At 74.3% G+C, this 11,468-nt stretch carries 8 protein-coding genes; 3 read left to right on the forward strand and 5 right to left on the reverse strand.

The annotated features are described in order from the left end of the window. Nucleotides 1-40 precede the first annotated feature (40 nt). The 4 genes from ACFWJ4_RS39030 to ACFWJ4_RS39045 all read right to left on the reverse strand — a co-directional run bounded on the left by ACFWJ4_RS39030 (nucleotide 41) and on the right by ACFWJ4_RS39045 (nucleotide 6,355). On the reverse strand, nucleotides 41-1,639 hold the full coding sequence (locus ACFWJ4_RS39030; RefSeq protein ID WP_380553518.1) for a TolB family protein: 1,599 nt from the start codon (nucleotides 1,637-1,639) through the stop codon (nucleotides 41-43). Nucleotides 1,640-1,802: 163 nt separating this feature from the next. Next, nucleotides 1,803-3,200 carry a TolB family protein gene (locus ACFWJ4_RS39035; protein WP_380553521.1) on the reverse strand — a complete coding sequence of 466 codons (1,398 nt, stop codon included), beginning with the start codon at nucleotides 3,198-3,200 and terminating at the stop codon, nucleotides 1,803-1,805. 175 nt (nucleotides 3,201-3,375) lie between these two features. Then, complete coding sequence (locus ACFWJ4_RS39040) at nucleotides 3,376-4,785, reverse strand: hypothetical protein (protein ID WP_380553524.1); 1,410 nt, start codon at nucleotides 4,783-4,785, stop codon at nucleotides 3,376-3,378. 151 nt (nucleotides 4,786-4,936) lie between these two features. Continuing rightward, nucleotides 4,937-6,355 (reverse strand): hypothetical protein, encoded by a 1,419-nt coding sequence (locus ACFWJ4_RS39045; RefSeq protein WP_380553527.1) that lies wholly within the window; start codon nucleotides 6,353-6,355, stop codon nucleotides 4,937-4,939. Between the two features lie 240 nt (nucleotides 6,356-6,595). Between ACFWJ4_RS39045 and ACFWJ4_RS39050 the strand changes: the two genes are divergently transcribed. Together ACFWJ4_RS39050 and ACFWJ4_RS39055 are read left to right on the forward strand one after the other, a co-directional pair. Then, nucleotides 6,596-7,507 (forward strand): LysR family transcriptional regulator, encoded by a 912-nt coding sequence (locus tag ACFWJ4_RS39050; RefSeq protein WP_359911184.1) that lies wholly within the window; start codon nucleotides 6,596-6,598, stop codon nucleotides 7,505-7,507. 260 nt (nucleotides 7,508-7,767) lie between these two features. After that, nucleotides 7,768-8,310, forward strand: coding sequence for a TetR/AcrR family transcriptional regulator (locus tag ACFWJ4_RS39055; protein ID WP_380553529.1), 543 nt, complete (start codon nucleotides 7,768-7,770; stop codon nucleotides 8,308-8,310). Between the two features lie 86 nt (nucleotides 8,311-8,396). Here ACFWJ4_RS39055 and ACFWJ4_RS39060 read toward each other — a convergent pair whose 3' ends face one another. Next, nucleotides 8,397-9,413: a hypothetical protein gene (locus ACFWJ4_RS39060; protein WP_380553532.1), complete on the reverse strand. Its 1,017-nt coding sequence runs from the start codon at nucleotides 9,411-9,413 to the stop codon at nucleotides 8,397-8,399. 266 nt (nucleotides 9,414-9,679) lie between these two features. On the opposite strand from ACFWJ4_RS39060, the gene ACFWJ4_RS39065 reads away from it, so the two are divergent. Continuing rightward, nucleotides 9,680-11,468: DUF3604 domain-containing protein (locus tag ACFWJ4_RS39065; RefSeq protein ID WP_380553534.1), on the forward strand; the 1,789-nt coding region annotated here is incomplete at its 3' end.

Below are 11,468 nucleotides of genomic sequence, written 5' to 3' on the forward strand. Positions count from 1 at the left end.
CGTCCCGCCCCCGTCGTGGTTACCGGAGGACGGCTGCCGGTCAGTCGTCCTCGTTCTCGCCCTGGTCGTCGCCGGCACGGTTCCGGTGGAACCCGGCGGGCTTGGCGAAGACCTGGCCGTTCTCGACCGCCGGGCCGGTGCCGCCGGTGACCAGGTTGCCGCTGGTCGAGTCGAACACCACGGTGTTCCCCGAGGCGGAGACGAACGGCTGCGTCGACGAGCCGTTGCCGAGCGAGCCGTCCGGCGCGGCGGCGACCCGCTCGGTGCGGCCGGTGCGCAGGTCCTGGCGGTAGACGTCCCAGCCCGGGTGCTGGGGGCCGGCCACCAGGTTGTCGGCGGCGGACTCGAAGTAGATCCAGCGGTTGTCGGCGGTGATCGAGCCGTGGTCGGAGGAGCCGACCGAGCTGGTGCCGGGCAGGCCGCCGCTGACCTTCGTCACGGTGCCGGTCCGCAGGTCCCGCACGTGGAGCACGGTGTGGTAGCGGTGGCCGCCGGTCGAGCCGCCGGGCTCGGACAGGGTGTAGATCGCGCGCCGCCCGTCGGGGCTGATCGTCGCCTCGAAGCTGGAGCTGCCGATCGTGCCGTCGAGGCCCGCGCTCACCGGTGTGAGCGTCCGGGAGCGGACGTCGTAGGTGTAGTAGGGGGCGGCGTTCGGGCGGGCCAGGCTCGGCTGCGCCGCGGACTGCGGGACGCTGCGGCGCGCGGCCTCGGCGGCGCTCGGGGCGAGCTCCACGTCGGCGGAGGCGTCGGCGGAGGCGGGGGCGGAGGCCGTGGCCGCCGCCGCGGCGGTCGCGGCGGCGAGGCCGGGGGCCTGCTCGTCCGGCAGCAGGCTGGAGATGGAGCCGAAGCCGATGGTGCGGCCGTCCGCGCTGATCGTCGGCCGGAAGGACGTGCTCTCGCCCGGCTTGCCGTTCACGTCGTGGGAGACCAGCCGGGTGGTGTGGGTCCAGCGGTCGGTGAGGTAGACGTTGATCTTCCAGGTGTAGGGCCGGGCGAGCGAGGGCTCGGGGATGGGCTCGGGCTCGGGGTCCACGACGGTCGGGTCCAGGTCGGTCCGGGAGGACACGTAGACCACGTACCGGCCGTTGCCGCTGACCTGTGCGTTGTACGAGGAGTGGTACCGGTCGGTGTCGGTGTTGGTGGGGCTGCTGCTGACCAGCTCGGTGCGGCCGGTCCTGCGGTCCCTGATGTACACCTCGGTGCGGTTCTTGACCTGCGCGCCGGGCGCCACGTTCTCGTCCTCGCTCTCGAAGACGACGTAGCGGCCGTCGGCGCTGATCCCGGCCTGGTCGGTCGAGCCGCTCAGCGCCCGGCCCGCGTCGGACAGGTTGACCTGTTCGAGGCGGCCGGTGCGCAGGTCCTTCACATAGGCGTTGCTCCAGCCCACCGAGGGCTGGGGCAGCAGGTTCGTGGCCCGGGAGGTGAACAGGGCGTAGCGGCCGTTCGCGCTGATGCCCTGGGCCGTCGACTGGTTGTCGGGCGCCGCGCCGTTCGGCCCGAGGCTGACCTGGGTGGTGCCGCGCGGCACCGGGCCGGCCTGGGCCGGGGCGGCGGCGACGGCGAGCAGGGCGGCCGCGGCCAGGACGCTGCCGCCGCCCGACAGCCACCGGTTGCGGGTCGTCCGGGTGGTTCGTGTCATGAAGGTGTTCCTCCCCAGCGATCGCCCGGCCGGGCTCCCTCCCGGCGACGGGCTTTCGGCAGAGCCAATCGTCGGGAGGGCCGGGGGTCAACGCCCTCCGGTGATGTCGGCGGAAAATACGTCAACGGATGTATGCGGCAAGGGAATCAAGCCATTCGGATCATCACGGGTGGCGCACGAAGACGTCCGCGGCGGCGTTGGTGTCGCCCGGGACGAGGTCGCCGTCGTCGGCGGTGAAGACCACCGTCCCGCCGCCGGCGTCCACGAACGGGTCCGAGGAGTCGGAGGTGCTCTGCCCGCCGTCCCGGGTGAGGCTGACCCGTTCGATCGCGCCGGTCCGCAGGTCGCGGCGGAAGACGTCGCTGACGCCGTTGGTGTCGCCGGGGACGAGGTTGTCGGCGGCGGAGTCGAAGTAGACCCAGTGGCCGTCGAAGGTCATGGCGGGGTCCTGGGCGCTCGCGGTGGTCGTGGTGCCGGGCAGGAAGGCGTTGAGCCGCGTCAGCCGGCCGGTGGCCAGTTCCCGGGCGTACAGGTCCGACCGGAAGTGGTTGGAGCCGGGCCCGCCGACGCGGAACGGCAGGCCGAACAGGGCGTAGCGGCCGTCGGGGCTGATCCGGGAGCCCCTGCTGACGCCGCGCAGGGTGCCCTCGTCGTCCACGCTGGCGCCGGAGACCTTCCCGGTGTCGGCCTTCCAGACGAAGTACGGGTAGAAGCGGGCCGGGGCCAGCCCGGGTGCACCGGCGTCGGCGCCAGGGTCGGTGTCGGTGCCGGGGGCGGCATCGGGGTTGGCGGCCGGGGCCTGCGGGAGCAGGTTGGTCGCCCGGGAGGTGAAGCCGACGGTGGCGCCGTCCGCGCTGATCGTCACGCCGTAGGAGGTGTTGTTGGCGGCCCCGCCGTCCGCGCCGGTGGTGACCACCCGGGTGGTGCCGGTCCAGCGGTCGGTGACGAGCACGTTGAAGTGGCGCGGGTCCGAGCCCGGGGCGAGGTCGGTGCGGTTGGAGGTGTAGGCGACGTAGCGGCCGTCCCGGCTCAGGGACGGGGTGTCGGAGTAGCCGTCGCCGTCGCTGGGCCCGCCCCCGGTGACCAGCTCGGCGCGGCCGGTCCAGCGGTCGCGGACGAAGACGTCGCTGTAGTGCCTCGGCTGGCCGGGCACCACGTTGGTGGCGCTGGTGCTGAAGGCCACGAACCGGCCGTCGGCGCTGATCGAGGCGTCCGCGGTGGGTGCGTCCAGCCGGGAGCCGTCGTCGGCGACGCTGACCCGTTCGACGTGTCCGTTGCGCAGGTCGCGGACGTAGACCTCCTCCGAGTTCGGGGTGCCGGGCCCGGGCAGCAGGTCGGCCGCGGTCGAGGTGAACAGGGCGGAGCGGCCGTCCTCGCTCAGCCCGATCGCGATCGAACGCCCGTTGATCTGCCCGCCCTTGGCGGTCTCGCTGACCCGGGCGGTGTCGCCCTTGGGCGGCTTGGCCTCGGCGGCGGGCAGCGCCGCTCCGGCGGCTATGGCGGTGGCGGCCAGCACGGCGGCGGTGCGGGCGAGCCGGCGTCGGGTGCGTGCGTGCGTCATGGATCGTCCTCCCCTGATGGCGGTCCCGGGCCCACGGCCCCCGCGGCCCGGTCGGGGAGAGCCAAGCGTCGTGCGGACAGTTGGTCAACGACCGGTGGCGATTCCGCCCGGAAATACGCCACCGGTCGTATCCCGCAAGGGAGTCAGGGCTTCAGGGCGTCGGCGCGTCAGGCCGTCACAGGCGGCGCAGGAAGACGTCCAGCACCTGGTTGGTGTCGCCCGGCACCAGGTCGCCGTCGTCGGCGGTGAAGAGCACCGTGTCGCCGGTGGCGTCCACGAACGGGCTGAAGGACGAGGAGGTGCTCTGCCCGCCGGCCCGGGTGAGACTGACCCGTTCGATCCGGCCGGTCCACAGGTCGCGGCGGAAGATGTCGCCGGCGTCGTTGGTGTCGCCGGGGACCAGGGTCTCGGCGCTGGAGTCGAAGTAGACCCAGTGGCTGTCGGCCGTCATGACGCCGCCGGACGAGGACCATTTGGTGCTGGTGCCCGGCAGGTCGGTGTTGACCTTGGTGACCTTGCCGGTGGCCAGCTCGTGGACGTACAGGTCCAGCCGGGTGCCGTGGGCCGGGCCGGGGAAGCCGCCGACGAACACCGGGACGCTGTAGATCGCGAAGCGGCCGTCCGGGCTGATCCGGGCGTCGTAGGAGACGCCGATCAGCTCGCCGGCGTCGTTCAGGCTGGCGCCGATGATCTTTCCGGTGTCGGCCTTCCAGGCGTAGCACCGGTAGTAGTGGGGCCCGGCCAGCTGGGGCGAGTCGGCGGCGGGGTCGGCGTTGGTGGCGCTGCCGGCGCCGGGGTCGGTGGCCGGGGTCTCCGGCAGCAGGTTCCCCGCGCGGGAGGTGAAGGCGACGGTGGCGCCGTCCGCGCTGATCGTCGGGGCGAAGGAGCCGTTGTCGGCACCCTCGCCGTCCGCGCCGACGGTGACCAGCCGGCTGGTGCGGGTCCAGCGGTCGGTGACGTAGACGTTGTTCCTGCCGCGCCGCACGGTGCCCGGGGCGAGGTCGCTGCGGTTGGAGACGTAGGTGACGTAGCGGCCGTCGCGGCTGATGCTGGGACTGACGGCCCCGAACCCGCTCTGGCCGTCGGTGCTCGGCACGGCGGCGGCGGTGACCAGCTCGGTGCGGCCGGTCCAGCGGTCGCGGACGAAGATGTCGCTGGGGTGGCTCGGCTGGCCGGGCACCACGTTGGTGGCGGTGGTGCTGAAGGCCACGAACCGGCCGTCGGCGCTGATCGAGGCGTCGGTGGTGGCGGCGTTCAGCGCGGAGCCGTCGTCGGCGACGCTGACCTTCTCGATGTGCCCGTTGCGCAGATCGCGGACGTAGACCTCGTCCGTGTTCGGAGTGCCGGGCCCGGGCAGCAGATTGGTCGCGGCGGAGGTGAAGAGTGCGGAGCGGCCGTCCTCGCTCAGCCCGAGCGGCGTCGAGTAGGCGTTGAGCTGGGCGCCCTTGGAGGTCTCGCTGACCCGGGCGGTGTCGCCCTTGGGCGGCTTGGCCTCGGCGGCGGGCATCACGGCCCCGGCCACGGCGGTGGCGGCCAGGACGGCGGCGGCGCGGGCCGGCCATCTGCGGGTGCGTGCGGTGGTCATGGAACGTCCTCCCCTGGGATCGCCCGGCCGCGCTCCCTCCCGGCGGCGGGCCCTCGCAGAGCCAACCGTCGGGAGGGCCGGTGGTCAACGGCCGGGGGTGATCCCGCCCGGAAATACGTCAACGGACGTATCCCGCAAGGGAGTCAGGACCTCACAGGCGGCGCCGGAAGACGTCCGTGGTGGCGCTGTCCGCGACGGGCGCCAGGTTGCCGTCCTCGGCGCTGAACAGCAGGGTCGTGTCGTCGGCGTCGACCTGCGGGAAGAAGGCGGACGTGGTGCTCTGTGAGCCGTCCTGGGTGAGGGGGACCCGCTCGGTGTGTCCGCTGCGCAGGTCGGTGCGGAAGATGTCGGCCTGCCCGTTGGTGTCGCCGGGCACCAGGTCGGCGACGTCGGAGGTGAAGTACACCCAGCGGTCGTTCAGCGGCATGACGGGGTTGTAGGAGGATTCGAGGGCGCTGCCGGACAGCGGCTTGTTGACCTTGGTGGTCCGGCCGGTGGCCAGCTCGCGGGCGTAGACGTCCTGGTGGACACCGTGCGAGCCGGGCCGGCCGCCCTCCTCGTAGACCGTGTAGAGCGCGTAGCGGCCGGAGGGGCTGATCCGCCCGTCGTTGCCGGCGCCGATGAGCTCGCCGGTCCCGTCGTAGCTGGCGCCGGTGATCTTCCCGGTGCGGGCGTCCCAGACGTAGTACGGGTAGGCGCGGATCCCGGTCAGCTCGGCGCCGTCGGCGGTGTCGGCGCTGTCGGCCGCAGACGCGGCGGAGGCGGCTCGGTCGGCGAGCGAGGGCGGGGTCTGGTCGGCCGGGAGCAGGTTGCCGGCCCGCGAGGTGAAGCCGATGACGGTGCCGTCGGCGCTGATCGTCGGGCGGGAGGAGTTGTGGTCGGCCGGGGTGCCGTCCGCCCCGGTGCTGACCACCCGGGTGGTGCGGGTCCAGCGGTCGGTGACGAAGACGTTGAACCTGCCGCGGCGGACGCCGGGTGCGAGGTCGGTGCGGTCGGAGGAGTAGACCACGTAGCGGCCGTCCCCGCTGATGGCGGCGTCGAAGGCGTTGCGGGCGCTCTGGTCGTCGCCCGTGCCGGAGGTGCCGTCGCCCGTGGTGACCAGCTCGGTGCGGCCGGTCCAGCGGTCCCGGACGAAGACGTCGGTGGGGTGCTTCGGCCGGCCGGGCACCACGTTGCTGGCGTAGCTGCTGAACGCCACGTACCGGCCGTTGCCGCTGATCGCCGCGTCGTTGGTGCCGGCGTCCAGCGCGGAGCCGTCGGCGGCGACGCTGATCCGCTCGGTGCGGCCGTTGCGCAGGTCCCGGACGTAGACGTCGCCGACGGCCCCGGCGCCGCCGGGCAGCAGGTTGGTCGCCGACGAGGAGAACAGCGCGTACCGGCCGTCGCCGCTCAGCCCGAGCGCGAACGAGGGCCCGTCCAGGGCCTCGCCCTTGGCGCCCTCGCTGACCCGGGCGGTGTCGCCCTTGGGCGGGCGGGCCTCGGCGGCGGGCATCGCGGATCCGGCCGCCGTGACGGCTGCCAGGACGGCGGCGGTACGGGCCAGTCGGCGGCGGGTGCGTGCAGTGGTCATCGATCATCCTCCCCTGATGACTGCCCCGGGCCCTCGGCCCCCCGTGGCCCGGTCGGCACGAGCCAAGCGCCGCGCGGATGTCCGGTCAACGGACAGGAGCGATCTCGTCCGGAAATGCGCCACCACTCGTGTCTCCGGCCGAGACCGCTGCTCCCGCTGCTCCCGCCGCTCCCGCCGGTTCTGCTGCTCCCGCTGCTCCCGCCGGTCCGGCACGCCGCGCCGCGCTGGCAGAATTGGTCCGTGATCGACGCACGACGGCTGCGGACCCTTCGGGCCGTGGCGGACCACCGCACCGTGACCGCCGCGGCGGCCGCCCTCTACCTGACCCCCTCCGCGGTCTCCCAGCAGCTGGCCGCCCTGGAGCAGGAGACCGGCCACGACCTGCTCGCCCGGGAGGGCCGGGGCGTACGGCTGACCGCCGCCGGGGAGATCCTGCTCGGCCACGCCGACGTGGTGCTCGCCCAGCTGGAGCGCGCCGAGGCCGACCTCGCCGCGTACAGCGCGGGCGTCTCCGGGGAGGTCACCGTCGCCTCCTTCGCGACCGCCATCGCCTCGGTGCTCGCCCCCGCCGTCGGCCTGCTCGCCGAGCGCGCCCCCGGGGTGCGGCTCAAGGTGCTGGACGCCGAGGGCGACGCCAGCCTGCCGATGGTGCTGGACGGCCGGGCCGACCTCGCGGTGGCTGTCGAGTACCGGGGCGCCCCGCGCGCCGACGACGCCCGGCTGACCCGGGTGCCGCTGTACGCCGAGCCCTTCGAAGCCGTCCTGCCGCTCGGCCACCGGCTGGCCGACGAGTCCGGCCCGCTGGCCGTCGCCGCGCTGGCCGACGAGCCGTGGATCGGGCCGTACCCGGGCAACCCCTGCCACGACGTGGTGCTGCTGGCCTGCGAGCACGCCGGGTTCCAGCCCCGGCTGCTGCACTCCTCCGACGACTTCCGGGCCGTGGTGGCGCTCGCCTCGGCGGGCCTCGGGGTGGCGCTGGTGCCGCGCTCGGCGCTGCGCGGCGTCGACCTCCGCGAGGTCGCGGTGCGGCCGGTGGACAGCGAGCTCGCCACCCGGCGGGTCTTCGCCGCCGTCCGGACCGGTGCCGACGGGCACCCGCTGGTCCGGCCGGTCCTGGACTCCCTCGCCCAGGCGGCGGCCGCGGGCGCGTGAGCCGACCGTGCGCGGGGCGGCTGCGGGTCCTGCGGCCCTCGGTGCCTGCGGCTGCTCGGCGTCCCGGGTCGGGCGGCCCGCCGTGGTGTTTCCGGCGTGGCGTCCCGGCCCGGGCGGCCGTGCAGCCGCTGGTCCGTGCGGGCGGTCGAGGTTCGGTGCCCCCCTCGGGACCGCCCCCGCTAAACGGTACCGACCGGTACCGACTGGAGGACGGTACCGACCGGTACCGTTTGGCGTCAAGAGTGGATAGGATCGGCCGCATGGCAGTCAACGCACGGGCGCGCCTGCTGAGCACGGCCGAAACCCTCTTCTACGCGAACGGCATCCGCGCGGTCGGCGTGGAGCGCATCCTCTCCGAGTCCGGCGTGGGCCGGGCCTCCTTCTACCGGCACTTCACCGGCAAGGAGGAACTGGTGACCGCGGTCCTGGAGGGCCGCGACGTCCGGTGGCGGGCGTGGCTCTCCGAGCGGGTCGCGGCCCACGGCGGCCACCCGCTGTACGTCTTCGACGCGCTGGCCGAACGGTTCGCGACCCAGGACTTCCGCGGCTGCGTCGCGATCAACACGATGACCGAGATCGCCGACCCGGCCAGCCCGGCCCGCCGGATGGCGGCCCTGCACAAGACCCGCGTCATCGACCTGGTCGAGCGGTTGATGCGGGACGCCGGCGTCCCCGAGCCCGGGGAGCGTGCCCGGCAGTTCGCCCTCCTGATGGACGGCGCCATCGTCACCGCCCTGCGCGAGGGCACCCCGGACGCCGCCTGGCGGGCCCGCGGCATCGCCGAGGCCCTGCTGGCCGCCTGAGGTCTGAAGCGCGAAGCCTGAGCCTGAAGCGTGAAGCCTGAGCCTGACGCGGCGGCCCGGGTGGAGCGGGCCGCCACGCCCCGGGCTCAGGCGTGGTGCGGCGCCGCCGGGCTGCCGTCGGGGCGGACTCCGGCGAACTCGTCCAGGACGGCGACCCGCAGCTCGTGGGCGCCGTCCGGCCGGCTCTGCTCGTAGTAGAGGTACCAGCGGCCGCGGGCCGGGACGAGGTCGGCGTACCGGATGTCCAGCCAGGGGCCGTCCGGGGTGAGGCGGTGCCAGCCGCGCAGGTCGGTGGAGGCGGCCAGGCCGCAGCGCTCCTCGTAGTTGCCGGCGGCGTCCGCCGAGCCGTCGTAGAGCGCGAGCCAGCCGCCCCGGCCGTCGGGCAGGACGGTGGTGATCCGGGACTCGTAGCCGTCCCAGGCGCCGGCCGGGCCGACGTCCAGCGCCTCGGCGGCGCGGCCCGGCGGGGCGGTGAAGCGCAGCCCGTCCGGGGACACCGCGAGCGCGGTGGGCTGGACGGTGAGGCCGGTGGTGTGGATGTCGGCGTCGGCGTGGGCGCGGTCCCGCTCCTCGGGGGTGAACGGCCGGGCGCGGGAGACGGTGGCGAACAGGTGGACGCCGCCGTCGGTTTCGAGCAGGTACGGGTCCTTGACGCCCTCGGTGCCGGTGGTCGCGGCGGTGAGGACGGGGGTGCGGGTGGCGAGGTCGAAGGACCCGGGGGCGTCGGCGCGCAGGGCGTCGACGCGCCAGCGGTTGTCGGCAGGATCGACGTAACTGAGGTGGAGCAGGTAGCCGCCGTCGCGGCGCAGCAGGGCGAGGCGTTCCATCGAGGGGGAGCCCAGTTCGTCGCGCCGGACGGACCACAGGTCGCGGAAGGCGATGCCGTCGGCGCTCTCGGCGACGGCGCAGCGCCAGCCCCGGTCGGGCCCGTGCGTCGCGCCGCGCGGGCGGCGCTCGCGGTAGGTGAGCAGGAAGCGGTCGAGGTCCGGCTCGTACCGGACGCCCGGGCAGCCGGCCCAGTAGCCGGGTTCGGGGCGCTCGGGGGCGCGGACGAGGTGGGAGGCGCCGAGGTCGGGCGCGGCGGGCAGGGCGGGGTGCGGCATGGATCCGTCCTTCGGGGGAGGGGTGTCGCGAAGTTTCTATCAGATCGATCAAAAGTCCGGGCCAGGCGAGACGGGTCGTCGTCGACCGACTGACCAGCAAGGTGGCCAGCTTCACCAGCAGGTCTTCTATGAAGACGATGTTTCGCCCGATGGCGATCGCACGACACCGAACGGCCGAGCCTTGACCGCTCCCCGGAGATCGCGGCTACCTTCTTCTCAGAGTCGATCAAACATGGCCGACCAGGACCCGAGGAAGCCCCGCCCCGATGACCGCCCCCAGCACCGACGCACCCGGCTACGCCGGCCTGGGCCTGTACGTCGGCGACCTCCACAACCACTGCGGCATCAGCTACGGCCACGGGAGCATCGAGGACGCCTACGCCAACGCCCGGCTCCAACTCGACTTCGCCAGCGTCACCGGCCACGGCTGGTGGCCCGACCTGCCCGAGCGCACCCCCGAACTGGCGAGCCTGGTCGACTACCACACCGAGGGCTTCGCCCGGCTGGCCCGGCTCTGGGACCACGTCCAGGACGTCACCGCCGCCGCCCACGAGGACGGCCGCTTCGTCACCTTCCAGTCCTTCGAGTGGCACAGCCTCGCCCACGGCGACCACTGCGTGTACTTCGACGGCCCGCGCGGCGAGATCATCCGGGCGGCGGACCTGGACGAACTGCGCGCCCGGCTGCGGGTGCTCGCCGCCCAGGGCGTGCGCACCTGGGCGCTGCCGCACCACATCGGCTACGGGCCGGCCCGCCGCGGCATCGACTGGGCCTCCTACACCGAGGAGTTCGCCCCGGTGGTGGAGATGATGTCGATGCACGGCTGCGCCGAGTCCGACGAGGCGCCGCGCAGCTACCTGCACACCATGGGCCCGCGCGCCGGCGCCGCCACGGCCGTCCACGGCCTGCGCCTGGGCCACCGCTTCGGACTGATCGGCTCCACCGACCACCACAGCGCCTTCCCCGGCAGCCACGGGCACGGCCGGGTGGCGGTCTGGGCCCCGGAACTGACCCGGGACGGCATCTGGAACGCCGTCCAGCAGCGCCGCACCTACGCGATCACCGGGGACCGCATCCTGCTCGCCACCTCCGTCAACGGCGCCCCGATGGGCGCCGAGGCCGCCTCCGCCGACCGGCGCCGGATCCACGTCACCGTCCAGGGCCGGGACGCGCTCGACCACGTGGAACTGCTCCGCAACGGCGTACCCGTCCACCGGGTCAGCCGGCCCGAACTCCTCTCCGGCGCCGGTGGATCGGACGCCTTCTCCGGCACCCTGGGCTTCGCCGTCGGCTGGGGCCGGCGCGGCGAACCCGTGCACTGGGACGTCGTGCTGCGGATCGAGGGCGGGCGGCTGCTGGACGTCCAGCCCCGGTTGCGCGGCCCGGAGACCGTCGCGCCGGCCGAGGCCGAGCCGGACACCTACCGGCCGTCCTGGTGGGAGCGCACCGGGCCGGGCGAGATCCGGCTGCGGACGGTCACCGACGGCAACCCCAACACCGCCACCGACAGCACCCAGGGCTTCTCGCTGCGGATCGAGGGCGACACGAGCACCCGGCTGGTCGCCGTCGTGAACGGCGTCGAGAGCGCCCACGCCGTCGGCGAACTCCTCGCCGGCGCGCGGACCGGATTCACCGGCGGGTTCGTATCCGGCGCCTACCGCTTCGACCGGGCCGTGCCCGACCGGGAGACGACCGCCGAGTTCGAGCTGACCGACGAACGCCCCGGCGGCGACGGGGACTTCTACCACGTGCGGGTCCGGCAGCTGAACGACCAGTGGGCCTGGTCCAGCCCGACCTGGGTGGGACCGGCCGACTCCTGTAGCCGGGCCGGGTTTCCCCCCGCCGGGGCAACCCGCCCCGCACACCCGGCGCCCCGCCCCCCACCACCCGAAGGAGAACAAACAAGTACCCCCACCCCCCCCCCCACGCCCGCCCGCTCGCACCCTCCGCTCCGACCTGTCCGACCTGTCCCACCGGTCCGGAGGCCGTACAGCCGCACACCAGGGCCCTCACTTGGGGAACACGCCAGGCGGTCGCCGCCGGAGCACGCACCTC

It is taken from the genome of Kitasatospora sp. NPDC127067 (assembly GCF_042724755.1).
Classification (GTDB): Bacteria; Actinomycetota; Actinomycetes; order Streptomycetales; family Streptomycetaceae; genus Kitasatospora; species Kitasatospora lactacystinica.

Excerpts from the sequence above, each read along its gene's own strand:
- ACFWJ4_RS39030 (WP_380553518.1), bottom strand. The coding sequence starts at position 1,639 with ATGACACGAACCACCCGGACGACCCGCAACCGGTGGCTGTCGGGCGGC.
- ACFWJ4_RS39035 (WP_380553521.1), bottom strand. The coding sequence starts at position 3,200 with ATGACGCACGCACGCACCCGACGCCGGCTCGCCCGCACCGCCGCCGTG.
- ACFWJ4_RS39040 (WP_380553524.1), bottom strand. The coding sequence starts at position 4,785 with ATGACCACCGCACGCACCCGCAGATGGCCGGCCCGCGCCGCCGCCGTC.
- ACFWJ4_RS39045 (WP_380553527.1), bottom strand. The coding sequence starts at position 6,355 with ATGACCACTGCACGCACCCGCCGCCGACTGGCCCGTACCGCCGCCGTC.
- ACFWJ4_RS39055 (WP_380553529.1), top strand. The coding sequence starts at position 7,768 with ATGGCAGTCAACGCACGGGCGCGCCTGCTGAGCACGGCCGAAACCCTC.
- ACFWJ4_RS39060 (WP_380553532.1), bottom strand. The coding sequence starts at position 9,413 with ATGCCGCACCCCGCCCTGCCCGCCGCGCCCGACCTCGGCGCCTCCCAC.